The 24,392-nt window shown below is 66.2% G+C and carries 23 protein-coding genes; 5 read left to right on the forward strand and 18 right to left on the reverse strand.

From position 1 onward, the window contains the following. Window positions 1-78: 78 nt before the first annotated feature. The 3 genes from SLQ33_RS15060 (at window position 79) to tcuA (ending at window position 2,844) form a co-directional block, all read left to right on the forward strand. The gene (locus SLQ33_RS15060; protein WP_319454662.1) at window positions 79-831 is read left to right on the forward strand and encodes a 2,3-bisphosphoglycerate-dependent phosphoglycerate mutase; all 753 of its coding nucleotides are present in this window, start codon (window positions 79-81) and stop codon (window positions 829-831) included. A gap of 105 nt (window positions 832-936) precedes the next feature. Further along, window positions 937-1,344 carry a cupin domain-containing protein gene (locus tag SLQ33_RS15065; RefSeq protein WP_319454663.1) on the forward strand — a complete coding sequence of 136 codons (408 nt, stop codon included), beginning with the start codon at window positions 937-939 and terminating at the stop codon, window positions 1,342-1,344. 18 nt (window positions 1,345-1,362) lie between these two features. Further along, complete coding sequence (tcuA, locus tag SLQ33_RS15070; protein ID WP_319454664.1) at window positions 1,363-2,844, forward strand: FAD-dependent tricarballylate dehydrogenase TcuA; 1,482 nt, start codon at window positions 1,363-1,365, stop codon at window positions 2,842-2,844. A 9-nt stretch (window positions 2,845-2,853) separates the two neighbouring features. On the opposite strand, the gene SLQ33_RS15075 is transcribed toward tcuA, so the two are convergent. The 4 genes from SLQ33_RS15075 to SLQ33_RS15090 form a co-directional block, all read right to left on the reverse strand. Continuing rightward, on the reverse strand, window positions 2,854-3,618 hold the full coding sequence (locus tag SLQ33_RS15075; protein WP_319454665.1) for an SDR family NAD(P)-dependent oxidoreductase: 765 nt from the start codon (window positions 3,616-3,618) through the stop codon (window positions 2,854-2,856). A gap of 35 nt (window positions 3,619-3,653) precedes the next feature. Further along, window positions 3,654-4,805, reverse strand: coding sequence for a hypothetical protein (locus tag SLQ33_RS15080; RefSeq protein ID WP_319454666.1), 1,152 nt, complete (start codon window positions 4,803-4,805; stop codon window positions 3,654-3,656). Between the two features lie 16 nt (window positions 4,806-4,821). Continuing rightward, on the reverse strand, window positions 4,822-5,979 hold the full coding sequence (locus SLQ33_RS15085; RefSeq protein ID WP_319454667.1) for a hypothetical protein: 1,158 nt from the start codon (window positions 5,977-5,979) through the stop codon (window positions 4,822-4,824). A gap of 62 nt (window positions 5,980-6,041) precedes the next feature. Further along, complete coding sequence (locus SLQ33_RS15090; protein WP_319454668.1) at window positions 6,042-7,196, reverse strand: hypothetical protein; 1,155 nt, start codon at window positions 7,194-7,196, stop codon at window positions 6,042-6,044. 240 nt (window positions 7,197-7,436) lie between these two features. Here SLQ33_RS15090 and SLQ33_RS15095 point away from each other — a divergent pair, with 240 nt between their 5' ends. Next, entirely contained in the window at window positions 7,437-8,543 is a 1,107-nt protein-coding gene (locus SLQ33_RS15095) for a CapA family protein (RefSeq protein ID WP_319454669.1), read from the forward strand. Here SLQ33_RS15095 and SLQ33_RS15100 read toward each other — a convergent pair. Together SLQ33_RS15100 and SLQ33_RS15105 are read right to left on the reverse strand one after the other, a co-directional pair. After that, window positions 8,540-9,955: an MmgE/PrpD family protein gene (locus SLQ33_RS15100; protein ID WP_319454670.1), complete on the reverse strand. Its 1,416-nt coding sequence runs from the start codon at window positions 9,953-9,955 to the stop codon at window positions 8,540-8,542. The genes SLQ33_RS15095 and SLQ33_RS15100 overlap by 4 nt on opposite strands. A 104-nt stretch (window positions 9,956-10,059) precedes the next feature. After that, window positions 10,060-10,719, reverse strand: a complete 660-nt coding sequence (locus SLQ33_RS15105; RefSeq protein WP_319454671.1) for a GntR family transcriptional regulator — start codon at window positions 10,717-10,719, stop codon at window positions 10,060-10,062. Window positions 10,720-10,941: 222 nt separating this feature from the next. Between SLQ33_RS15105 and SLQ33_RS15110 the strand changes: the two genes are divergently transcribed. Then, window positions 10,942-12,330: an MmgE/PrpD family protein gene (locus tag SLQ33_RS15110; protein WP_319454672.1), complete on the forward strand. Its 1,389-nt coding sequence runs from the start codon at window positions 10,942-10,944 to the stop codon at window positions 12,328-12,330. A gap of 1 nt (window position 12,331) precedes the next feature. On the opposite strand, the gene SLQ33_RS15115 is transcribed toward SLQ33_RS15110, so the two are convergent. The 12 genes from SLQ33_RS15115 to SLQ33_RS15170 form a co-directional block, all read right to left on the reverse strand. Further along, complete coding sequence (locus SLQ33_RS15115) at window positions 12,332-13,672, reverse strand: MmgE/PrpD family protein (protein ID WP_319454673.1); 1,341 nt, start codon at window positions 13,670-13,672, stop codon at window positions 12,332-12,334. 35 nt (window positions 13,673-13,707) lie between these two features. Continuing rightward, the gene (locus SLQ33_RS15120) at window positions 13,708-15,330 is read right to left on the reverse strand and encodes a thiamine pyrophosphate-binding protein (protein WP_319454674.1); all 1,623 of its coding nucleotides are present in this window, start codon (window positions 15,328-15,330) and stop codon (window positions 13,708-13,710) included. 16 nt (window positions 15,331-15,346) lie between these two features. Beyond that, window positions 15,347-16,531, reverse strand: coding sequence for a hypothetical protein (locus SLQ33_RS15125; RefSeq protein WP_319454675.1), 1,185 nt, complete (start codon window positions 16,529-16,531; stop codon window positions 15,347-15,349). Window positions 16,532-16,653: 122 nt separating this feature from the next. Further along, window positions 16,654-16,989 (reverse strand): WhiB family transcriptional regulator, encoded by a 336-nt coding sequence (locus tag SLQ33_RS15130; RefSeq protein ID WP_319454676.1) that lies wholly within the window; start codon window positions 16,987-16,989, stop codon window positions 16,654-16,656. A 22-nt stretch (window positions 16,990-17,011) separates the two neighbouring features. Continuing rightward, window positions 17,012-17,821: an enoyl-CoA hydratase-related protein gene (locus SLQ33_RS15135; RefSeq protein ID WP_319454677.1), complete on the reverse strand. Its 810-nt coding sequence runs from the start codon at window positions 17,819-17,821 to the stop codon at window positions 17,012-17,014. A 116-nt stretch (window positions 17,822-17,937) separates the two neighbouring features. Beyond that, a complete protein-coding gene (locus SLQ33_RS15140; protein ID WP_319454678.1) occupies window positions 17,938-19,131 on the reverse strand; it encodes an acyl-CoA dehydrogenase family protein in 1,194 nt (397 codons plus the stop codon). Continuing rightward, on the reverse strand, window positions 19,128-19,928 hold the full coding sequence (locus SLQ33_RS15145) for an enoyl-CoA hydratase/isomerase family protein (protein WP_319454679.1): 801 nt from the start codon (window positions 19,926-19,928) through the stop codon (window positions 19,128-19,130). The genes SLQ33_RS15140 and SLQ33_RS15145 overlap by 4 nt, the downstream gene beginning before the upstream one ends. Continuing rightward, window positions 19,928-20,353: a Zn-ribbon domain-containing OB-fold protein gene (locus tag SLQ33_RS15150; protein ID WP_319454680.1), complete on the reverse strand. Its 426-nt coding sequence runs from the start codon at window positions 20,351-20,353 to the stop codon at window positions 19,928-19,930. Before SLQ33_RS15150 ends, SLQ33_RS15145 begins: the two co-directional genes overlap by 1 nt. Before the next feature lie 10 nt (window positions 20,354-20,363). Next, window positions 20,364-21,515: a thiolase family protein gene (locus SLQ33_RS15155; protein WP_319454681.1), complete on the reverse strand. Its 1,152-nt coding sequence runs from the start codon at window positions 21,513-21,515 to the stop codon at window positions 20,364-20,366. Continuing rightward, on the reverse strand, window positions 21,509-22,759 hold the full coding sequence (locus tag SLQ33_RS15160; protein WP_319454682.1) for an acetyl-CoA hydrolase/transferase family protein: 1,251 nt from the start codon (window positions 22,757-22,759) through the stop codon (window positions 21,509-21,511). The genes SLQ33_RS15155 and SLQ33_RS15160 overlap by 7 nt, the downstream gene beginning before the upstream one ends. Window positions 22,760-22,766: 7 nt before the next feature. Then, window positions 22,767-23,504, reverse strand: a complete 738-nt coding sequence (locus SLQ33_RS15165) for an SDR family NAD(P)-dependent oxidoreductase (protein ID WP_319454683.1) — start codon at window positions 23,502-23,504, stop codon at window positions 22,767-22,769. A gap of 3 nt (window positions 23,505-23,507) precedes the next feature. Beyond that, window positions 23,508-24,290 carry an enoyl-CoA hydratase/isomerase family protein gene (locus SLQ33_RS15170; protein ID WP_319454684.1) on the reverse strand — a complete coding sequence of 261 codons (783 nt, stop codon included), beginning with the start codon at window positions 24,288-24,290 and terminating at the stop codon, window positions 23,508-23,510. Between the last annotated feature and the right edge of the window lie 102 nt (window positions 24,291-24,392).

Raw genomic sequence — 24,392 nt, forward strand, 5'->3', positions numbered from 1 at the left:
GAAAAGCCTGTCCAGTACGCATCGGCAACCAATATACTACGCATTGCGTACTAACTTGATCCGATCCAGGAAGGCACCATGCGCACCCTGGTGTTGCTGCGCCACGGCCAGAGTGAGGGGAATGCCCGGAGTGTGTTCACGGGCTGGATCGACGTTCCGCTGACCGACGATGGCAGGGCCGAGGCCGTGCGAAGCGGCGAGCTTCTCGGCGAGGCGGGCATCAAGCCCGACGTGGTGCACACGTCCGTCTTGCGCCGGGCGATCGGCACTGCCGCGTTGACGTTGGATGCGTGCGACCGGCACTGGATCCCCACCCGCCGGTCGTGGCGGCTGAACGAGCGGCACTACGGATCACTTCAAGGGCGGTCGAAGAGCGAGATACTCACCGAGTTCGGCGAGGAGCAGTACGACGCTTGGCGCCGGTCCCGCGACGCAGCGCCACCACCGAGTTCGGATGCCGAGTTCCTGCGCCTGGCCAACGACCCTCGATACGCCGCCGTGGCACCGGAACTCATTCCACGTACCGAGAGCCATGCTCAGGTAGCCGCCAGGCTATTGCCCTACTGGTTCTCCTCGATCGCACCCGATCTCCTGGCGGGGCGGGTCACCTGCGTTGTCGCACATGGTAATTCGCTTCGAGCGTTGGTCAAGCACCTCGACCGGACGTCCGACGAGGCGTCCGCCGGACGCGACATTCCCACCGGAATCCCCTTGGTCTACGACCTCGACGACTCGCTGCGCCCAACGGCTCCTAACGGGACATATCTCGACGCGGAGCGGGCAGCCATCGCGATCGCGGCCATCGCACGGGAAGGGCGACCGAGTGGTTGACATCACATTTGCCCTCCCCTAGGGTATTTCTCAGTACACAGTTGAACACAACAGCCCACAGTGAGCACACGGCCGGTCGCGGCGTTATCTGCAGGGGAGCAATAGGTGGCAACGCAAGCATTGGAGTTCTTCAGCTTCGAGAATCCCGGCGAGACCGACACCAAGGCGAGAGTCAAACTCGCCAAGACGGACTTCGTCAGGGCAGAAGTACAGATCCTCGGGCCGGGCGGCGGGAACAACCTGCACACCCACTCGGGCAACGACGGCTTCTGGTTGGTGCTGTCGGGACGCCTGAAGTTCTATGGCGAAGGACCCGAACCGGTGGCCGAACTCGGCCCGATGCAGGGCGCGTTGGTGCCGCACGGGACGAAGTACTGGTTCGAGCCGGGCTCCGACGAGCAGGTCGAGCTGCTGCACGTGGCGGCGAGGACCAACGCCAAGGAAGACAAGCGGGTGGACTTCGCCGACCGGTTCCGCCCGAGCGCTGCGCTGAACCCGCTCTCGTCGTTGTAAGCGCGGCGGTCTAACCGCGTGACTCGCTACGACGTCGTGGTGGTGGGCTGCGGCAACGCCGGGCTTAGTGCGGCCTTGGCCGCCCAACAGGCCGGCGGTTCGGTGCTGATCCTCGAGCGGGCGCCGCGGGACCAGCGTGGCGGTAACTCCATGTACACCGGCGGCGCGTTCAAGTTCGCCTACTCGTCGGTCGAGGACATCACCGAGCTCGTTCCCGACATCTCGCCAGAACAGTTGGCGATCACCGACTTCGGGTCCTACACCGAGGGCGACTTCCTCGACGACCTGGCCCGGCTGACCGAATACCGCACCGATCCCGACCTCGCCGAGGTGCTGGTCAAGGAAAGCAAGTCGACGCTGCTGTGGCACCGGGACAACGGGGTGACGTTCCTGCCGAAGTATCACAAGGACGCCTTCAAAGTCGGTGGCACGTACACGTTCTGGGGTGGCGACCCGCTCGAAGTGTCCGCCGGCGGGCGCGGGCTGATCGACACCCTGGTGAAGACCGCAGAGAGTTCCGGCATCGAGATCCTCTACGAGGCTCGCGCGCGGGACCTCGTCGTCGGCCGCGACGGCGTCACGGGAATCAGAGTGGAACAGAACCGCACCCTGAACACGATCGAGTGCGGGGCGGTGGTGCTGGCCGCAGGTGGCTTCGAGGCGAGCGCCGACTGGCGCGCGCGATTCCTCGGTCCCGGTTGGGAACTCGCCAAGGTCCGTGGCACCCGGTTCAACACCGGGGACGGCATTGCGATGGCGCTCGACATCGGCGCGACGGCGACCGGCCACTGGTCCGGATGCCACGCGGTGTCGGTCGACCTCAACTCCCCCGACTACGGCGATCACCGGATCGGCGGCAACCACTTCGAACGCCACAGCTACGCCTTCGGCATCATGGTCAACAAACTCGGGAAGCGCTTCGTCGACGAGGGTGCCGACTTCCGCAACTTCACCTACGCCAAATACGGCGCCAAGGTCATCCAGCAGCCCGGCCAGGTGGCGTGGCAGGTCTTCGACGCCACCATGGATCCGTACCTGCGCTCCGAATACCGTGGCCGCACGTCCAAGGTCACGGGCGATTCACTCGAGGCGCTGGCCAAGCGCATGGACGGCATCGACGAAATCGCCTTTGTGGCCACGGTGACCGAGTACAACGCCGCCATCGAGAACGCATCGGCCTTCAACCCCACCATTCTCGACGGCGTGCGGACCAGAGGGCTGGAGTTCGACAAGACCAACTGGGCGCTGCCGTTCCTCAAACCACCCTTTCAGGCCTACCCCGTCACCTGCGGCATCACGTTCTCCTACGGCGGACTGAAGATCAACACGGACGCCGAGGTCATCGGCCAGGACGGCAATCCGATTCCCGGCCTGTTCGCCGCGGGCGAGCTGGCAGGCGGCATCCACTACTTCAACTACGCGGGCGGCTCGGGGCTCACCGCGGGCGCCCTGTTCGGTCGTCGCGCAGGCGCAGGCGGGGTTAAGCACACCCGCTCGTGACGTCGCGGCTCAGAGCTGGCGGCCGCCGGAGCAGGCCAACGACTCGCCCGTCGTGAACGCGGAGCGCTCGGAGGCCAGGAACAGCACGGCCTGAGCGACTTCGGTGGATCGCCCTTCGCGACGCAGCGGCGTTCGCTCGATCTGTTCGGGGGTGTGGGTATCCCCGCTCTCGCCCTCCGGATACCACTCGGGGTTGGCCCGCTTGTTCTCGATGAAGCCGGGAGCGACGAGGTTGGCCCGGATACCGTGCACGCCGAGGTCCAATGCCATCGACTTGATGAGTCCGAGCAGGGCGAACTTGGACGCCACCACGCCCGGCCGCATCGGCTGTGCGCGCAGCGAGGCGACACCGCCGAGGGCGATGATGTTGCCGAACTTGCGCTCGATCATGCCGGGCACCAGCGCCTTGGCCAGATAGAAGGTCGCGTTCAGGTTGACGTCGAAAACCCGTTGCCACTCTTCGTAACTAGTGTCGACGAGGTGGCGGTGTGGCCGGATCGCGAGCACGCTCACCAACGTGTCGATCGGACCAAGCTGCCGGGTGCCCTCGGCCACGACGCGGTTGCACTCTTCGGCGACGGTGAGGTCGGCGAGCAGGGCGACGGTCTTCGCGCCGAGCGACTCGCACTCGGCGGCGACCGCGTCGAGCTCCGCCCTGCGCTGCCTGGCGACGAGCAAGAGGTTCGCACCTTCGCGCGCCAGCGTCAGCGAGATCTCGCGTCCACTGTTGCGACCAGCACCGGCGACCAGCACCGTCCGTCCGTCGAGCTCCACGCTGCGCTCCTTGGCTCAGTGCTCCCGAATCAGGCTCAGCGCCAGTACTTCTCCCAGAATCGGTTCTGCAGATCGGTGTAGAGGCTGCTGTTCTTCTGGAAAGTCTGCACGGACTCGTCGAAGCCGGCCTGGGCTGCTTCTCCGGTGATCGGAATGACCTTGTAGTCGGTGTCCTCACCCTCTTCGGTACCCGATTGGATCTTGGCCAGCCGGTCGACGACGGTCTGATCGCTCATCACCTTGGCAAAGGCGTCCCGCAGGGCGGACACTGCACCGTCGGGCATCGATGGGCCAACCCAGAACGGATTGCCGACCTTGCCGCTGGAGATGATCGGCAGTATCTCCTCGTACTCGGCCTTCGCATCTGCCGGAAGCAGGGTGGTGATGTCGGGGATCGCGCTGCCGTCAGGCGACTTCAGGACGTTCTCGTTCGTGGCGTACTCGAACAGGATGCGCGCCTTTCCGTCCTTGATGGCGTCTTGAAAGTCCCGAATCTGGGTGATGGTGCGGCCACCGAGGGTGTTGACCTCGCCACGCTCGGCCATGATCGCGACGTCGGTGCTGGTGTCCTGGGCGACTTTGACGTACTCGCAAGGGAGTTGGAGCTTTTCGCAGACCCACGGGTACAGGAAGAGATCGCTCTCGATCTCGGTCGGGCTGCCCACCGCCCCCGGCATCCGCAGTGCCGGGGTCGTCTTCCCCGTTGCGTCGGTCAAGCTCTTGTAGTCGTTGGCTATCGGGTTGAACCCGGTCCATGCGCGCGAGTCGCCCTGGATGCCGCCGACCACCCGGATCTTCGTGGGGTCGTGCTGGGCCGCCGGATCCGATGCGGTGGTGTAGATCTGCGACGAACGCGACCCCACCCCCACGATCAGATCCGCCTCCGGCGCATTGTAGATATTGGCGGTCCCGCCGAGTCCGTCGACGTTGGTGACCGAGATCCGGGGGTTGCCTGGAATCGCCTTGGCCATGGGATCTGCGATGAACCGGGCGTAGAGGTCGGTGCCCGTACCCGGATCGGTGTTGACGATGACCCGGATCGTCTTGCCCGCGAAGTACTCTGCGGCATTGAACTCACCGGATCCGGTGCTCGTCGACGTCGGCGATCCGCCGCCACCGCACGCCGTCACCGCGAGCAGGACCGCGCCCGCCACGCACGTTGCGCGAAAGACCTTTCGAGCCTTCATTGTCTGCCTCCAAACATCATGACACCCAGTACTTGTCGTAGATCTCGGACTGGAGCTTCTTGTAGGCGTCCAGGTTGGTCACGAACGTCTTGGTCGACGCATCGAAGATCTTCTGGGCATCGGTGCCCTGCACCGCATTCACCGTGAACGAGATGCCGCCGTCACCTGCGCCGCCGGTCTGGATGTCTTCGAAGGGCCCGTAGAGCTTCGGATCATTGACGAAGTCGGCCCATGCCCCGCGCAGCGCGTTCACCGCGTCGGGCGAGGCCTTTGGTCCCATCCAGAACGTCTTGCCGAGGCCGGCTCCGGTGATGAGCGGCTGGATCATCTCCCACTGTGCCTTCGCTTCCGCGGGGATGATGTCGGTCACCTTGGGTGGAGTCTTCGTACCCTCGGGATACTTGATCGCCGACCCGTCGTCGTCGTAGCTGAAGGCGACGTAACCCGAGTGGTCGTCGAGGATCGCCCGGTGCGCACGCGAGATCGAGCCGATCGAGGTGAAGTTGGAGTTGACCTCGCCGCGCTGAAGCATCAGGTCGGTGTCCGAGCTGCCGTCTTCGGCGACGGGGAGCATCTTGCAGGGCAACTTCAACGTCTCGCACATCCATGGGGCGATCAGGGCCTCGCTGACCACGTCGACCGGGCCACCGACCGTCGCTGCGAACTTGATCGGTGCGTCCGTCTTGCCGGTGGCGTCGACCAACTGCGGGTAGGCGGCGGCGAAGTCGCCGGTCACCAGCGCACCCCGCGGCTCGGGGGTGACCGCACCGACGATCTGAATACCGGTGGGATCCCAGGACAGGTCCGGATCGAGCAGTGGCTGGGACAGATACGTCGAAAGGCCGGTGACGCCGACGACGAGGTCGCTCTCCGGGGCCGAATACGCATTGTCGATTCCGCCCATTCCGGAGTCATTGGTAACGGTGACCCTCGGGTTGCCCGGCAGCAGCCCGCTCAGGCTGTTGGCGAACGAGCGGGCCGTCAGGTCCGCCCCGCCGCCTGCGCTGTGCGACACGATGAACCGGATGGTCTTGCCCTTGAAGTAACTCGCCGCATCGAATCCCCCACCGGACTCGGTCGCCGAGGTCGGCGAGGAATCGCTCCCGCACGCGCCCAGCGCCAACACCATGGCACTCAGGAGCGCGAGGAGTCTCCATCGCAAGGTATTTCGCATTGCTTGTCCTCCATACGTCGTTGTGTGGAACGAGCTTCGAATCCTGCTGTGCCCCAATGGGGTTACTTGGCCCAGTACTTGTCGTATAGGTCGGTCTGGATCTTGCTGTAGGCGTCCCGGCTGTCAAGGAACGTCTGCGTCGACGTGTCGTACAGCTTCTGTCCGTCGGCACCGGGTATCGGCGCGACGTCGAACGAGATTCCGCCTTCACTGCCGCCGCCCTGGGCTTGGGCGAACGGACCGTAGAGCTTCGGGTCCTTGGTGAAGTCGGTCCACGCCTGGCGCAGCGTGTCCACGACGCCGCTCGACGCGGACTTGCCCATCCAGAACGTCTTGCCGAGGCCACCACCAGTGACGAGCGGTTGGATGGATTCCCATTCGGCCTTGGCGTCTGCGGGAATGAGGTCGTTCAGCTTGGGCGGGACCGTCATGCCATCGGGATAGGTGACCTTCGATCCCTCGTCGTCGTAGGTGAACGCGACGTAACCCGAGCGGTCGGTGAGGATCTCGCGGTGTGATCGCGAGATCGCCCCGATCGCAGTGAAATTGGAGTTGACCTCGCCGCGCTGGAGCATGAGCTCGGTGTCGGCGCTGGTGTCTCCTGCCACGGCGATCATGTCGCACGGCAACTTCAGGTGCTCACAGACCCACGGGGCGGTCATTGCCTCACTGATCACGTCGGCCGGGCTGCCGACGACCGCGGCGAACCGGATCGGCGTCGCCGTCTTGCCCTCGGCGTCGACGAGCTTCGGGTACGCCGCCGCGAAGTCGCCTGCCACCAACGCGCCGCGCGGCTCTGGCGACACCGATCCGATGATCTGGACGGCCTTCGGGTCGTACGTGTTCGCCGGATCCAGAATGGGTTGGTACAGATTGGCGCCGAGCGACGTCATGCCCATGACCAGGTCGGCCTCCGGCGCGTCGAGCGCATCCCTGATCCCCGCCATGCCGGAGTTGTTCGTGACGGTGACCCTCGGGCCGCCAGGCACGAGGTCGCCAAGACTTGCGGCGAAGGCGCGCGCCGCGAGGTCTGAACCGCCGCCCGCGTCGTGGGAGACGATGAGCCGAATCGTCTTGCCCTTGAAGTAGCTCGCCGCGTCGAACTGACCAGACGCGTTCGACGGGGCGTCGGTGGCGCTGGCTCCGCACCCGCTGAGCAGTAGAGCCGAAGCGCCGACGAGAGCGATCAACGCCTTCCAGTTCCCGCTGGCTCGCACAGCTGTCCTCCATATGCCGTTGCGGGGACCGCTCACTTCGGGCGGTTCCCGGACCTTGTAGTCAATCGTGCTCGGTTGTGTACAGCGGCACGCTACGCGATACCAACTCACTCGTCAATGAGTTTTTGTGGCTGCGGTCACAATCGCTGGGCGACGTGGAGCGGGTCACTATTGACGCCCCGAACGCCTCCCGCCTACCTTGAGCATGCTTCTGTACACAATCGAACACATAAGGATGGCATGGCCACGATCTCAGCCGTCGGGGATGTTCGGGTGTTCCGCGACGACCCGCATTCGGCCTTCGAACACGTCCGCGACTACTTCCACACGATGGACATCTCGTTCTGCCAGTCCGAGTCCGTCTACTCCGACAAGGGCTCCGAAGGTTCGTCCGGTCCGCGCGGGGCGTCACCGCGTGACCTCCGCGGGTATCCGGCGGTCGCCGCCGCCGGGTTCGACGTCGTGTCGCTGGCCAGCAACCACACCATGGACTGGGGCAAGGACGCCCTGCTCGACTGCATCGAGCGGATGCGCGGCGACGGGCTGAAGACAATCGGCGCGGGCAAGGATCTGGACGAGGCCAGGACACCCGCCGTGATCGACTGCGACGGCACCCGAATCGCCTTCCTCGGGTACTGCTCGGTGGCTCCGAGCAGTTACTACGCCGTGCCGGCGCGCGCCGGAGTGGCGCCGATGCGCGCCATCACGCACTACGAACCCCTCGAAGAGGACCAACCCGGCACGCCATGCGAAATCATGACCTGGCCGGTCGAGCGGGATCTGGAAGCCCTGCTCGAGGACATCGCGACCGCGCGCGAGCAGGCCGACGTCGTCCTGGTGTCACTGCACTGGGGCGTCCACTTCGCCCCGGCGCTCATCGCCGACTACCAGCCCTTGGTCGCCCACGCCGCGATCGACGCAGGGGCCGCCGCGATCATCGGCCACCATCCACACATCCTCAAGGCCATCGAGGTCTACCGGGGCAGCCCGATCTTCTACAGCCTTGGCAACTTCGTGCTCGACACCAACAGCGGTTACCGGCCGACCGATCACTTCTGGCGCAACAAGTTGAAGGCTGCCTATGCGCGGTACGGCGCCCCAGGCCCGTACGACGAACGCGCCCTCGAAGAGGCGAACTACAGCATGATCGCCAAGCTGGAAGTGAGCGACGGAGTGTTGCAACGAGTTTCGTTCCGGCCGGTGATCATCGAGGACAAGACTCCGACGTTGTACTCGGCCGCAGATGCCAAGGGCGCCGACGTATTTCGTTACGTCAGGGACATCACCGAGCAGGCCGGACTTTCCACGACCTTTCACGTCGATGGCGACGACGTCGTCGTGGGTTAGGCCCGCGGAACCAGCATCGGCGGAATCGTCGACGCGTCGGCGACCGTGTCGAGGGTCCAGAGCAGCGCCAGCAGGTCCGCGCTGCGCTGCGTCCCCAGCGGTCCGGTCGTCAGACTGACGAACTTGGCGTCCGCATCCGCGTCGCTCATCTCATCCCCGATCTCGCCGTACTCACCACCGACTTCAGCGGTGGCAGCACCCGCGGCGGTCTCGACCGTCACCCGCGTGCGGTGCAGGTTCGGCGGTTGCAGATAGTCCCTGGTGAAGCGGTGATCCTCCACCACCTCGACGGTGCTCATGACGTGCCGAATCCGCTTGTCCGCCAAGTGTTCGGCGTCGAACTGGTCGGGGCCGACGATCCCGTCGACCAGTGCCGCGGCGACGGCGTACGGGATGCTGTGATCCGCCGACTCCCTGGTGGTCGGATTCCAGTGATGTGCGTAGGTGCCGAGCTTCGCCTTGGCATCGCCGTAGGTCTCGACGAGCACCCTCTGGATCGCCAGCGGGTCGCGGTCGCGATCGAACACCCGCTCGGCCGCGAGCACCGAGGCGATGGCGGTACCGCAGGCCGCGCGCGGCTTCAGCATCGATCGGTGCAGTCGCAGCGGCCGATCACCAGTGGCGAACCGCGGTAGCTCGGACGGCGTGCCTTGGCCGACGGCGTCGTGCCAACCGGTCTTGCCGATGAAGGGCAGCGTCGGCCCCGTCATGCCCGAGTCGACGAGCAGCGCGGCGAAGACACCGGCGCGCCCGGCCTGTCCGGCTGCCGCGGCCTTCCACATGCTCAGATTCCCGCGCCGGGCTCGTCGCAGCGCGTTGTTCGGGATAAGCACGACCGAGATGGCGTCCCGGAACTGCACGAGATCGAAGCCGAGGAGCTTTCCGGCGCCAACGGCGGTGGCCAGGCTGGCCCAGTTGGTCGCGTCCCAATTGTGCAGCGACGTCGTCTCGGCCATGGAGATGTACACCTCGTAGCCGAGTACGACAGCGGTGATCAGGTCGGCGCCCGAGGACTTCTCGGCTTCGGCGACGGCGAGTAGCGGGGTGATGATGTCGCTGGGGTGCCCACCTGGGCTGCCGGGCACGTGCAATGCGTCGTTCAGTTCGGCGAATCTGGCGGTGGTCGCGTTGGCGAAGGCCGCCATGTCGATCGTCGTCCGCTGGTCGGTGCCAAGGATGGTCGACGGCCCCCATGGATAGTGACGCGCGGCGACGTCGCGAACGACGACGCTCGGCTCCGCAGACAGGGCCGGATAGATCCCGGCGAGGCAGTCGAGGATGCGCTTCTTCGCCGCATGGACCGATTCTTGCGGGATGTCCGAGAATTCGAAGGGCACCGCCGCCACCGCGATGGTGTCCTGAATCGGATCCACCGTGGGTTCCGGCGCCGTCTGTGCTGGCGAGGTCGCCATCGAGTCCTACCTCCGTTGAAGCGATCCGTGTACGCATCAGTGTGCGATTGTGTACATATTGGAGTCAGCTTCCTACATCACTCGGGCAGGGTCAACGCGAAGGGTCAGCGAGGCGTGAGCGTCGGCATCGTCGTCGCCACTAGCTGGTGGCGAAGGTGGGTGTGAACGGCCTTCTCGGCTTCGTCACTGTCGCCGGCCTCGAGGGCCACCAGGATCGCGTCGTGTTCGTCCTGAGCCGCGAGCCGGCGTCTGGCCTGGGCGAAGTCCGCTCCGCGCTCCACCCGCAACGTCAAGTTGGCGATGAGCTCGGCCAGCGTGCGGTTGCCAGAGGCCTGATTGATGAGGTCGTGAAACTTGCGGTTGAGACTGATCACCGAGGCCTGGTCGTCGGCCTGCGCCGCCGCCCGACCGTGCTCGTTGATCATGCGCAGGCCCGCGAGGTCGACCTCATTGCGCTGAACCGCGGCGAGCCTGGCGGCCACTCCGGAGAGGTACTCCAAGACCGCCCACACCTCGCGTTGCTCCGCAGAGCTCAGCGAGATGACGACGAAGCTGCGACCACGGTTGTCCACCAGGCCCGCCGCCTTCAAGCGGCGCAGGGCCTCACGCACCGGGGTGCGGCTCATCGAGGTGGCCTGGGCGATGTGCTCCTCGACCAAGCGCTCGCCAGGGGCCAGATTGCCGATGGCGATCTGGTCCTTCAGGTACTCGAAGAGGTCGTCCGACAGGCCGGCCTGGCCGGTCTGCACGAACTGCTCACCCATTACTGGCACGTCGTCCCACTGTCTGTCGGATTCAAGACCGTCATTCCGCGGGACCCCAGCAGTTGCCGTGCAAGACATGGCCCCTGGCCCCAGCCTTCTGTATTGCGCACTCAGTATACCGCGGAGCACTGTCGTTCCTGCGTCTGACTCGCGGTCGGGCCGGAGGAAAGGGTCGCGGAACGAATTGCCGTGTGCAATCGTATACAAAACTTAGGAGGCCACGTGACGGAACATTCAGGGCGCTACACCACGATGTTGGCGGACTACATCGCCGACAGTCGAGACGCCGAGCTGCCACCCGACCTCATCGACCACGTGAAGCTCGTCGTCCTGGACGCACTCGGGTGCGGAATCCTCGGGGCGGGCGCGCCGTGGAGCGAGGTGATCCGCACGACGCTGAAGGCGACCGAGCAGCCGGGCCGGTCGGTGTTGTGGGGATCGTCGGACGGCTTCTCCGCGGTGAACGCGGCGATGTTCAATGGCGCCGCCGTGCACGGGTACGAGCTCGACGACGTCGGCCCCGGCAGCCACTACGGATCCGTCACCGTGCCGGTCGCCCTGGCCCTGGCCGAGGACGGGTCCACGATGTCGGGCGCCGAGCTGCTGCGGGCAGTGGTCACCGGGGTCGAGGTGGCTGCGAGAATCACCGACTGCGTCGGGCGCGTGCCACACGAGACGTGCGGCTTCCACGGGCCAGGGTTGTTCGGAGCCTTCGCGGCCATGGCCGCCGGATGCCACGTGCTGGCACTCGACGGTGCCCAATGTGCCAGCGCCATCGGCAATGTCGCCCAATTCACCGGCGGCATCATGGCGATGCAGCACGGCGGCATGGGCAAGCGGCTGCTCGCTGGCAAGGCCGCACACTCCGGGACGTTGGCCGCCCAACTGGCTGCGCACGGTTTCACCAATGCCCCCACCATCTTCGAATGCGGGTACGGCAGCTTTCCCAGTGCGTTCTCCGGCGGTCGCGACACGTTCGACCTCGAGAAGCTCGCCAGCGGACTCGGCAAGGAATTCCGCTCGTACGAGCTCAGATTCAAGTTCTTCGCCGCCCGCGGCCCGATCCACCCTGCCCTCGAGATCATCGAGGCCCTGCGCACCGAACGGACCCTAAAGGCGGACGACGTCGGCCGCATCGACATCGCCATCCCCAACGGTTCCTTCAAGGCAGTGGGCTTTCCATACGTGCCGACGTCGGTGACGTCCGCACAGATGAACCTCCAATTCTGCGTGGCGACAATGCTGTTGGAGGGCGACGTCTTCTTCGAGCACTTCACCGAGGAGCGCATTTCCGATGCGAAGGTGCTCGACCTGGTGTCCCGGATCCACGTGCGCCACGATCCTGCGTTGGACGAAGGCGTGAACACCAAGCCGCGCGACACCGTCATGGACATCACCCTGCGGGGCGGCGAGACGATCACCCGCCGCCAGGACCGCTACCTGGTCGGCTTCGGCGAGGATGCCCAGCTGGAGCGGCGGGTGGCGGCGAAGTTCCGGCGCACCACCAACGGCAGGCTCTCCACCACCGACCAGGACCGGCTCATCGAGCTGTGCCGCAACCTCGACACCCTCGAGCACGTCGCGCCGATCATCACGCTGCTCGGCGCCTGAGTCAGGCGCGAATGAGCGACGTCAGCTCGCCGACGTCCGACAGGGTGTCGAGCGCGCCGACGGTGGCGATGATGCGGTGCTGCCGTTCGGTGTCGATGACATGCCTGCTGAAGCGCCGGAACTTGTCCACCACGTCGTCCCACTGGGCGGGCAACGTGGCCGAACCGCGGTAGTCGCCTGCGAAGATCTCGTAAGTAGTTCCCCCCGCGGTGATTTCGACGTTTGCGTGTTCCGCTTCGTCCATGTCGACTTCTTCCCACGTCACCGAAACAGCCAGCTTCTGGATGCCCGGGTCGGTCAGCGTCGAATCGTCGAACTGCAGCGGGTCGGACAGGTCGCGGGTTAACGTCACCGCGACGACGTGCGGCATCGACAGCTGCGCCAGCAGCAGCGTCTGGGGACGGGGGTCCAGGAAGCGCTTCTGCAGGATCCGCGCTCCGCTCGCCCTGACGTGCACGCCGGTCACGTCGGCAGCCGAAACCGCGTTGTCGGCCTTGAACTTCTGCAGCGCGGCGATCAGGGCCTGCACAGTCCCGTGGGCCGCGAACGGCTTGATCTTCATGTCCCAGCTCAACCAGGTGGTGCCAAGGCCTGCGACCAGCTGATCGGGCCTGGGCGTCGGTGAGAACGCATTGAGATAGCCGAACGGACCCTCGAAAACCGTTCCGGGGCCGGTGAATCCGCCCTTGGCCAGGTACGCGGCCTCCAAGCCGGCCCGGCTGGCCAGCCCGATGTGCAGCCGCTTGGTCATCTCGCCCTTCCAGGCGAACTCGGTGAGGCCGCCCGAGTAGGACCCGGCGATGCCGAACGCGTTGAGTTGGTGCTCGGCGTCCAGTCCGAGCACCTTGCCGACGGACGCTGCCGAGGAGAACGGGCCGTTGGCGGCGGGGTTGTGGAAGCCCCGCTCGTCTTCGACGAGGCGGGTCTGCGCGTCGCCGACCCGGCAGACCACCTCGTAACCCATGACGCAGGCCAGGATCACGTCGCGGCCGCTTGCCCCCGACGCCTCCGCGGCCGCGAGCGCGGCGGGGGTGACCGTGCCGCCCGCGTGTGCCGTGTGGGCGCTGTGCTCGGACTCGAACGCGCCCAACATGGTTCCGTTGACGAAGCTCGCCGCCGACGCCGACATCTGGATTTCCGAACCGAACACGCTGCACCCGCCGGTGCTTCCGTTGCCGCGCTCGAAGTCGTAGACGATCTTCGACCACGGCAGCCGGCAACCGACGAAGCCGGCCGCCAACGTGTCGAGCACGTAGGTCTTCATCCGTTCGGCCAGCCCGGCCGGTAGCTCGTCATAGGTGGTACCGGCGACGAACTCAGCCAGCTGTTGACTCTCTCGCAAGGGTGCTTACTCCTTCTCTCGAGCGCGGTGCTGCGCTACCAGCCGACCGACCGACGGACGTCGGCGGTGGGGTCGATCCGGACGTCGAGGAGCACGAGTCCTGGCTTGGGCAACCCGAGCGCATCGAGCTGGTCGATGGCGGTGATCACGTGACCCTCGCCACCAAAGGCCTTGGCCAGCACCGGGATATCCGGCAGCTGCTGGGTGATGACGTCCATCGGCAGGCCGTACTTGACGAGGTACTTGACCTCCGAGCCATACTGCTCGTCGTTCATGATCACGATCGTGAGGTCCAGCCCCGAGATTCGGACCGCATCGAGATCCTGCATGGACATGGCGAATCCGCCGTCGCCCGCGAACAGCACTACGGGGCGGTCCGGATTGGCCGTCGCCGCGCCGATGGCGATCCCGAGCCCGCGACCGATCGAACTGAAGCTGTTGCCGATGAGGAAGCTGCGCGAATCCAGTGCGTCGACGATCGCAGGCATCGAACCACCCACGCTCCGACCGGAATCGGCGGCCACGACGCGATCGGCCGGGTAGATCCGGTCGATCGCCTCGAACACCTGCCGGGGATCGATCCCCCGGGTCGGGTCATGACCGATGTCGCAGTCCAGCACGGAGCTCTTGTTCTCGGCGAACGTAAGCGGCTCGGCCCACGGTTCGGTGTCGCGCCGCCCGAACTCGTGCCAGTGGGCGAGAAGTGCCCTCGCCACCTGGCCGGCGTCACTCGTGAGCGTGATGACCGGGTTGCCTGTGAGTTCCGGGGCTGGCTCGTCGACGTCGCAGACGATCACGGTCGCGGACGGGTCGAACATCTTGCCTTCGTCGGTGGTGAATCCGTTGAGCGAGGCACCGAAAGCGAGCACGAGGTCGCTGGACTGGATCAGCTTGCGACTGCGGGTCGGCGCCCAGCCTCCGCACAGCCCAAGTTCATTGCGGTGGCCTGCGAAGAAGTGGTTCGCCACCAGGGTCGTGGCCAGTGCCGCTCCCGACCGCTCGGCGAGCTCTTCGAGGTCCGTGCGACAGTCGGCAAGGGCCGCACCCTGACCGGCGATGATCAATGGTCGTTCGGCACGCTGCAGCGCCAGCGCAACGGTCTCGATCGTCGCCGGGTCCGGCGTCGCACGGTCCGGCTGCCGCGCTGACGCTGCGGCGTCGCCGAGGGATAGCTCGGCGCCCAGGATGCGGTCGGCCATGCTCAACACCTGCACCGACCCGTTGCGCCGCGCGGCACGGTATGCCGCCCAGAACACCGACTCGAACTCGTCGGCTGAGTCGGCGTGCTGGAAGCCGGCGCCGATGAGCTTGCTCAGCGCCTGCTGCTCGAGCTGCTGCGTCGTGCGCTCCGCGGTCGGAGACTCGCCGACGATCAGCAGCACCGGCAGGTGGTTGCGTGCGGTCGCCGTGATCGCGTTGATCGAGTTCGCGAAGCCCGGGCCGCGGGTCACCGAGCACAGCCCGACGGAACCGGTCGACTTGGCATACCCCGCAGCGGCATTCACCGCCGTCTCCTCGTGTCGCGTCCTGACCAGACGCAGCGAGCCAAGTCGCTCACCCTCCGCGATCCACGGAACGTTCGTGCCGCCCAACATGGCGAACACCACCGGCATGTCCGCTCGCCGCAGAAGCTCCGGTATCGCTTGATATCCCTTCATCGCAACCGGCGGCGCATCATGCCGCGTTCCAGTACTTGTCCCAGTACTTCTGCTGCAGATCCCCGTAGTAGCTCTGGTTGTCGGTGTATTCGCCAAGTGCTGCTTCGTACGCCTTCTGCGTATCGGCTCCGTTGACGGCGGACACGACGTAACCGTCGGCGCCACCGCTCAACACCGACTGCATCTCGGTGACGACCGCCGGGTCGCTGACGACGTCCGTGTAGGCCGTGCGGAGCACGTCCAACACCTCCGTCGGGATGTTCGGTCCTGCCCAGAAGCTCCGACCCACGTCTCCGCCGCCGACGACGGGAAGGATTCGCGCGTAGTCACTTTGAAGGTTCTGGGGCAACGCCTCCGTGGCGGGTAGCACCGTCACACCCGGCGGTGGCGTCACCGTGGTGTGCGGATCCTCGGCGAACGACATGTAGATCTTGGCGCTGCCGTCGGCAAGCTCCTTGGAGTGGTCGCGAATGGCGCCAACGAGCGTGCCGCTCTGGAGGTTCATCTCACCGCGCTCGATCATGAGGTTCAGGTCCGACGAGTCGTCGTCGGCCACCGAGAACAGCTTGCAGCTCAGCCGGAGGTTCTCACACAGCCAGGGCACCATGAACGCGTCGCTGACGATGTCGACGGGTCCGCCGACCGTGCCCGCCGACTTGAACGTCGGTTCGGGCTTGCCGATGGCATCGGTGAAGGTGTTGAAGGCCTTGGCGACATCGCCGTACGCGATGATCGAGCGCGGCTCGCCACCGGTGGACCCGACGAAGTGGACGTCGGAGGCGGCGAACCCGGCCTCGGGATCCTGCGCGGCGAGGTACAGCGCCGAACCCTGCGACGTCACTCCGACGACCAGTTCCTCCTCTGGCGCCTTGACGACGTCGGTCATCCCGCCGGCGCCGCCCTTGTTCGTGACGGAAACCCGCGGATGGCCAGGGATCTTGTCTGAGAGCCGGGTGGCGATGAACCGGCCGAAGAGATCCGTTCCGCCGCCTGCCGAGTGGGTCACGATGACCTGAATCGTCTTGCCCTCGAAGTACGTTGCGGCGTCGAACCCCGAGCCGGTTCCGGTCGCCGGCGTGGAACCGCCGCCGCCACCACCACAGGCCGAGGTGAGGATCAGACCCGCACCGACCGCGACCGCGCCGAGCGACCGCCCGACTCGGGTGAACGTCGGCCGAGCGGGTGAAGAAGGCTTCCGCATCGAAGTACTCCATCTTATGTGGATCGGCCCGGCGGGATGCCGTCGGTCACAGTTGTATACTGTGCCGCGCAAGAATATACAGACGGTGACTCAAATCACAAGGGCCGTCGCCCGCCGAAGCGCTAGCCGGGCTCGCTCGGCGACGGTTGTTGTTGCGCGGCTAGCTGTCTCGCCCTTTCGCGTGGCGTAAGGGCACCCCAGATTCCGTAGGCCTCCGGGGCGCGAAGGGCATACTCCCTGCACGCGATGATCACGGGGCAGTCGCGGCAGATGCGCTTGGCCCCCTCCTCCCGAAGCCGTAGCCGGTGCCCGCGTCCGACGGGGTAGAACAGCTCCGTCGGATGCTCCTGGCAATTGCCCTGCAATTGCCAACTCCACTCCTGGATCAGCGGTGGTGGAAGATTGTTCGGCTGCGCCCTGGCATAGAGGGCGCCCCAATCACCTTGAGTAGTAGACACTCCCACCGCCGACACCGCTCGGCTAGACGGTTTCGTTGGTGCGGAACTTCCGGTAATCCGGGGGCCGCTTCTCCAGGAAGGCATTGACGCCCTCGAGGTTCTCCTGGTTGCCGTAGGTCAACGACAGCATCTCCATGCCGTGGAGGTAGGAGCTGTAGAGCAGATCCGACTCGAAGTTCAGTGACGTCTTGGCGATCCGCAGACTCTGCGGGCTCTTGTCGAGGATCTCCTCTGCCCACTCGCGCGTCGCCTTCATCAATTCGTCGTGTGGCACAACCCGATTCACCAGGCCCATCTGCAGGGCCTCCTCGGGCGAGTACTGGTGGCAGAGGTACATCATCTCCCTGGCCCGCTTCTCGCCGACCATCCGCGGCAGAAGCTGAGTCGCACCCCAGATCGGCACGCTGCCGACCTTCGGCCCGACCTGACCGAACCGGGCCTTGTCCGACGCGATGGTGAGGTCGCACATCAGGTGCAGCTCATGTCCGCCTCCGATGGAGTAGCCATTGACCGCCGCGATGACCGGCTTGCCGGAGTTCCGCATCAACGAGTAGAGCTCCATCATCCGGTGCAGGTGCTTGCGCCCACCCGAGACGGTCCTGGTCTTCTGACCTCTGACGTCACCGCCGGAGGAGAAGGCGCGATCACCGGCGCCCGTCAGGATCACGACCCCAACCTCGTCGTCGTCACCCGCCAACCGGAACGCGGCGATCAGGTCGATGTAGGTCTGTGCGCGTAGGGCGTTGAGGACCTCGGGGCGATTGATGGTGACTGTCGCGATTCCACCGTCCTTCTCGTAGCGGACGTCGGTGAACTCGGTCGTGTCTGCCACGTGCAACTCCTCATATCGTGAACATCTGAACTTTTACGTATACTACGGGACACATACACGTGTCGAGGCCTTTCGCACAGTCGAGAGTCAAACCCGCGGCAGTGTGCGAGTGCAGCTCAGCCTGCGGCCAGGCGGTGCTTGGCGATCTGGACGCGATGGATCTCGGAGGCCCCCTCGAGGACCCGCAGGAACCGGCTGTTGCGGTAGATGTACTCGATGGGCAGCTCCTTGCTGAATCCCATCCCGCCGTACAACTGCAGCGCGCGATCCGCGATCCGCGTGATCATCTCGGTGCCGAACACCTTGGTGGTACTGGCTTCGAGCCGCAGATCGCGGATGCCCGAGTCGAACTTGCGCGCCGCGTCGGCGACCATCAGGCGCGTCGCGTGCACGTCGATCACCGAGTCGGCGATCCAGCACTGGACGATCTGCCGGTCGGCGAGCGGAGCCCCGAAGGTCGACCTGCCCTTGGCCTGCTCGACCATGAGCTCGATCAGCCGTTCGCCCATCCCGACACAGCGCGAGGCCATTTCGATGCGCCGCACGCTCAACCGGTTCGTCAGCGGCGGGAACGCCATACCGACCTCGCCGAGCAGTTGCTCCGCTCCGACCCGGCAGTCCTCGAGGCGCAGTTCGTACGGCGTCGGCTCCCCCATGGTCGACTGGTGCGGCCCGACCTCGAGTCCGGGAGTGCCCTTGTCGACAAGGAACGCACTGATGCCACCGCGGGCCCGCTTCTCCTTGTCGGTCACTGCGATCACGATGAAGAAGTCCGACAGGTCGGCCCAGGAGATGAACTGCTTGACGCCGTTGATGACCCAGCCGTTCCCGTCCCTGACCGCCGTGGTCTTGATGGCCGCGGCGTCGGAGCCCGCCTCGGACTCGGTCAGCGCGAGCGACGCGCGCCGCTCGCCGCGGGAGTACGGCATCAGGTAGCGCTCGCGCTGGTCGTCGTTGCAGGTCTGAATCAGCAGGGAGAGGTTTGGCGATTCCGGAGGGAGCCGAAACGGCACGATCGAACGGAACAGTTCCTCGACCGCGACCATCTTCGCCGCCATGCCAAGCCCCTGGCCGCCGTACTCCTCTGGCACGTCGAGGCCCCACAGGTCCAGTTCGGCCGCCTTCTTCATCAGCCGGTCGTTGGCCTCGGGCGGGATCACCGGATCGGCGCCGAGGCCTCTGGCCGCTTCCCGCTCCTGCACGGTGCGCTCCAGTGGCATCAGCTCGGAGTCGACGAAGTGCCTCACCACCTGTCGCAGCTCTTCGAGGTCGCTCGCGGACAGCACCGTGGTGCCGACGTCTGCGGTCATGGCTTCTCCTTCTCGGTGGGCGCCTGACCGTCGAGGAACTCGCGAACCCGTGACGACGCCGTTCCAGTTTGGGCGCGGATGACGGCTCCAGTCCGGAGCCCGTACTCGATGGCCCGAGACCAGTCGAGGTTGGCGATCTCGCGAACCGCCTTCTTGCTGTAATCGACTGCGACGGGGTCGAATCCGGCGATCCGCTCGGCGAGCTCGCAGGCCCGCGGCAGCAGCCGGTCCGGCTCGACGACCTCGTTCACCAGGCCCCAACCGAGTGCGGTGGCCGCATCGACGCGCTCCGCGGTGAAGATCATCTGCGCGGCATGCTTGGGCAGTAGCCGATGGTAGGTACTTGGACCTGCCAGCGCGGGGAAGGTGCCGAGGCCGAGTTCTGGCATGCCGAACTGGGCGGTGCGCGACGCGACGGCCAACTCACAGTTGTTCACGAGCGTGAGCCCACCTCCGAGCGCGAAGCCGTTGACCGCCGCGACGAAGACCGCGGGATGCCGCAGGATGCGTTCCTGGACCTCGAACCACGAATCGCTGCCCCAGGCGAACTGACGCGAGGCGTCCTGCGCTCCGAGCCCGCGCCGTTCCGACAGATCCACTCCGGCGCAGAAGGCGATGTCGCCCGCGCCCGTCAATACGATTGCGGCACAATCCGCTTCGGTCGCAGCGAGGGCCGAAAGCAGCTGGCCCTGCGCCGCGCCGTTCATGGCGTTGCGCTTGGCAGGCCGATTCAGGGTGATGACGGCGTAACCGGTGTGACGTTCGAGCAGTACCAACGGCTCTTCGGATTGCGACATCAGCTCTCCTCGCGGACTGAGACCGGTCGGAACTTGGGCAACACCAAGCCATTCCAAGCCTTGTCGAACACCACGGTCAGCGGAAGGTCGCACGACAGTCCGTCGGGATCGGCATCCAGGAGCATCGACATCATCATCGGTCCCTCGGCGAGCTGCACGAATCCGACGACGTACGGAAGCTCGTCGGCGAACCCGGCGAAGTACTTCTGGTGCATCCGGATCCACGACCACAGCGTGGCCTTTCCACTGACGTCAACCCAGGCCACCTGATCGGAGAGACAGTTGGGGCACCGACACGACGGCGGGAACCAGTGCCGACCGCACACGGTGCACTGCTGGATGCTCAGGCGCCCGTCGGCGGCGGCGTCGAAGAAGGGCCGGTTGAGCTCGGTCAGCTCGGGCACCGGCTTCTGATCCGTACTCATCTCGTTTCCCTCACCGTCGGAAGATGTGGCTGGTCACTATTGGCGACACGCAGATGTATTGAGCGACGTCACAATTGGGTACCTGCGCCGCGCCGGCTTCGCCTCGCAGCTGGCGAACGGCCTCGACGTGCAGTGCCCACCCCTGCATGTAGCTCTCCGCGGTGTGCCCGCCGCTGGTGTTGATGGGCAGCTTGCCGTCGACTTCGATCCGGCCGTCCTTGACGAACTCCCAGCCCTCGCCATTGCCGCAGTAGCCGAAACCCTCGAGTGAGAACAGGATCGTCGGGGTGAAGTTGTCGTAGATCTGCACGCAGTCCACGTCAGACGGCGTGAGCTCGGCTGCGGCGAAGACGCGGTCGGCGACATCATGGGAAGCGTGCCCGAAGAAGTCGGTGCTGGTGTAGTAGTTCGTCAGATCACCCGCCGCCGCGGTGGCCGAGACGTAGACCGGCGGCTTCGCCAGGTCGCGGGCCCGCTCCGCCGACGTGACGATGAACGCCACGCCTCCGTCGTTGATGAGGCAGTAATCGAAGAGCCTCAGCGGTTCTGCGATGAACCGCGAGGACATGTACTGGTCGTAGGTAATCGGCTTGCGCATCACAGCATTCGGGTTCAGCGCACCGTTGCGGCGGTTGCTGATCGCGATGGGGGCCAGCGCGTCGTCGGGAGCCGAGTAGAGCTGCTTGTACCGCTGGTACATCATCGCGACGTACGCGCCAGGTGAGGTCATGCCCTGCATCGAGTCGTAGATCGCGGTGTTGACGTCACCACGCGCATCGCCGCTGCCGCCGCCGTAGCGGGCTCCCGCCGAACGGCCGTTGTTGCCGTAGACGCACGCGACGACCTCGGCCTGTCCCGTCACGATGGCCATGACTGCGGTCTGTAGCGCCACCCCGGACATCCGGCCCGTGCCCTCGTAGGTGTTGACCAGGCGGGGATGCCGGATTCCGAGCACGTCCGCCAGCCGGGCGTACGACGGAATCCGCGCGCTGATCAGTCCGTCGACGTCGCTCTTGCGCAGTCCGCTGTCGGCCAGCGCTGCCTCGAACGCCTCTGCGGCGAGGTCGTAGGTCGTGGTTTCGGGGTCGAGCTCCCGGTAGCGCGGCCCGAACTCGGTGGTACCCACGCCCACGATGGCCGTCTTGTCGCGGATCGTCACCATGCTGCTCTGTCCTCCTGGATCAACTGGTCTCGGAACTGGGGAGCGGCGATCGCCGTCAACGCCGCGCGCCTGGCGTCCAGCGGAAGGCCCCGCAGGTCGGCGGCGCCGTGTTCGGTGACGACGACGTCGACCAGCGTGGCCGGAATGGTGACGACACCGTCGGGCAGCCGCGGGACGATCCGGCTCTGCGTTCCCCGCGCCGCGGTCGAGGGCAATGCCACGATGCTGCAACCCTTCTCGGCGAGCGTGGCGCCCATCGCGAAGTCGAGCGCGCCGCCGACCCCGGCCACCTGCGTACCCGCGACCACCTCGGAGTTGACCTGCCCGCGCAGGTCCACCTGCAGCGCCGAGATGACCGAGACGTAGTTGCCGAGGCCGGCGATGACGGCGGGATTGTGCGTGACGTTCGGCTGGCCAAGCCAGAACTCGGGGTTCTGGTGGGCGAACCGGTACAGGTCCCGGCCGCCGATCAGCTGGCCGACGGTCGCGGGCGCGAACGCGTCGGCGCGATGCCTGCCGGTGATGACGCCGGAGCGCAGCAGCCGCATCACCGCGTCGCCCGCGGCGCCGGCATGGACGCTCAGGTCGCGGTGTGAGCCGAGCGCCGAGAGGATTCCGTCCGAAACCCCGCCCACCCCCACGCCTACGGTCGCCCCGTCGTCGACGTACTCCGCGACGAGGCCTCCGATCGGCTCGAGCGCGGGGGCCGCATCGGGGAGCGGAACCGACAGCACCGGACGGTCACTTGGCACGAGCTCGTCGAACTCGGAGACGTGGATCAGCCCGTCCCCCAACGTGTAGGGCATCTGCTGGTTGACCTCGGCCACAACGGTTTTCGCAACGGTGACCGCCGCGCGGTTGTAGCCGACGCTGACCCCAAGACTGCAAAACCCCTCGGCGTCGGGCGGCGACACCTGCACCAGGGCGACGTCGATCGCGACTCGGCCCTCGGCGAGCAGCCGCGCCGTCTGGTAGACACTCGCCGGGATGTGGTCGGCGCGCCCGGAGGCGAACGCGTCGCGCGTACTCCTGCTTGCCATGAACGTGGTCAGCGAGAAGTTCTTCGCGTAGTCGACCTCGGCGTAGGGCGCCTTGCTGCCCTGCAATCCGGTCAAGAGCCGCAGTCCACGCCACCGGTCCCGCTGGGCGACCAGCGCCTCGACCAGGGTCTGCGGCTCACCGCAGGCGCTGCCGAGGAACACCACGCCCGCGTCGTCGATCAGGTCGAGCCAAGAGCTGCTCACCAGACCGTCAACCGACCCTCGTCGCACCGCCGTTGACGCTGATGATCTGTCCCGTCACGTGGGAGGCGTCGAGTGCGAGGAAAACGATCGTGGCGGCCACGTCCTCCGGCTCGCCGAACCGCTTCATCGGGATGATGCGCACCCGCTTGGCCAGCTCCTCTGGCGTGAACAGCGACTCCAGCAAGGCAGTGCGGGTGGACCCCGGCGAGACCACGTTGACGCGCACGCCCCCGCGGGCGATCTCGGTCGCCAGCGACTTCGAGAACCCCACCACCGCGGCCTTCGCTCCGGCGTAGACGGCCTCGTCGGAGACGCCGACGCGCGCCGCGTCGGAAGCCAGGTTGACGATCCCGCTACCCTCGGCCATTCCACCCGCGAAGACGAAGCAGGTGTTCAGTACCGCCGTGTAGTTGATGTCGACGATCTTGGCCCACTCGCCGGGATCCTGGTCGAGGAACTTCACGTGCGGCGTCCATCCGGCGTTGTTCACCAGCACGCGCACCTGACCCATGCCAGCGACGATCTCGTCGTGCGCCGCCCGGACGGCGTCGAGGCTGGTGAGGTCGCAGTGGAAGTACTGCGCTTCGTGGCCTGCCGCGACGAGCTCTTCGGTCGTCTGCTTGCCCGCATCGTCGTTGATGTCGAGGATCGCCACGGCGAGCCCTCGTTCCGCGAGGAGTCGCGAGACGGCAGCGCCGATCCCCTGTGCACCGCCCGTGACGACGGCGACTCCGCCCTGGGTCATCTGTTACCTGCCTTCGAATTTCGGGGTTCGCTTGTCGAGAATCGAGCTCATGCCCTCTCGGCGGTCCTCCGTCGTGAAGGCGAGCGCGGTGAGGAGTCCTTCGAACTGCAGTGCTGCAGGGAGATCCATCTCGGTGCCCTTGTTGACCGCGAGCTTGGCGAGCCAGACGGCCATGGGCGCCGATCCGGAGATTCCCTCGACCCACTTGACGGCCGCCGCAACGCTCGAACCCTCGGCGACGAGTTCGTCGAGCAACCCGATCTCCTTCGCCTCCGTCGCGTCGAAGACACGGCCGGTCATCAGGATGTCCTTGGCGACGCTGGCGCCGATGACTCTGGGCAACCGTTGCGTCCCACCGAGTCCCGCGACGGAGCCGATCCGCGCGCTGCTCACCGAGAAGGTGGCGTCCGCGGATCCGATGCGACGGTCGCAGGCCAGCGCGAGCTCGACGCCGCCCGTGTAGCAGAAGCCGTGGATCGCTGCGACGACCGGCTTGGAGCAGTCCTCGATGGCGTTGGTCAGGCGGCGCAGGCGGTTGACGTACCTCAGGGCTGCGGGGGCGCCAACGGCCTCGAGTGCCTCGTTGAGGTCGGCACCCGCCGAGAACGCGCGGCCCGCGCCCGAGATCACGACGCCGCGGACGTCTGCGTCGGCGTCCACCAGATCGAGCGCGGCCACGACCTCGTCGATCAGCTCGGTGCTCAGCGCGTTGAGCCGGTCGGGCCGTTGCAGCTCCACCACGGCGGCGTTGCCCTCTCGGGTGATCGACAACCACCGGAACGCCATTTCTCGATTCCCTCCATCAGCCCAACGCCTTCCGGCGTCCACCCTCGTATCCATCCGTATACTAAAGATCTTGCCGGTTTTCGGCGCTTGGTGTCAACTGCA

This window comes from Mycobacterium sp. RTGN6 (assembly GCF_033804605.1).
GTDB lineage: Bacteria > Actinomycetota > Actinomycetes > Mycobacteriales > Mycobacteriaceae > Mycobacterium.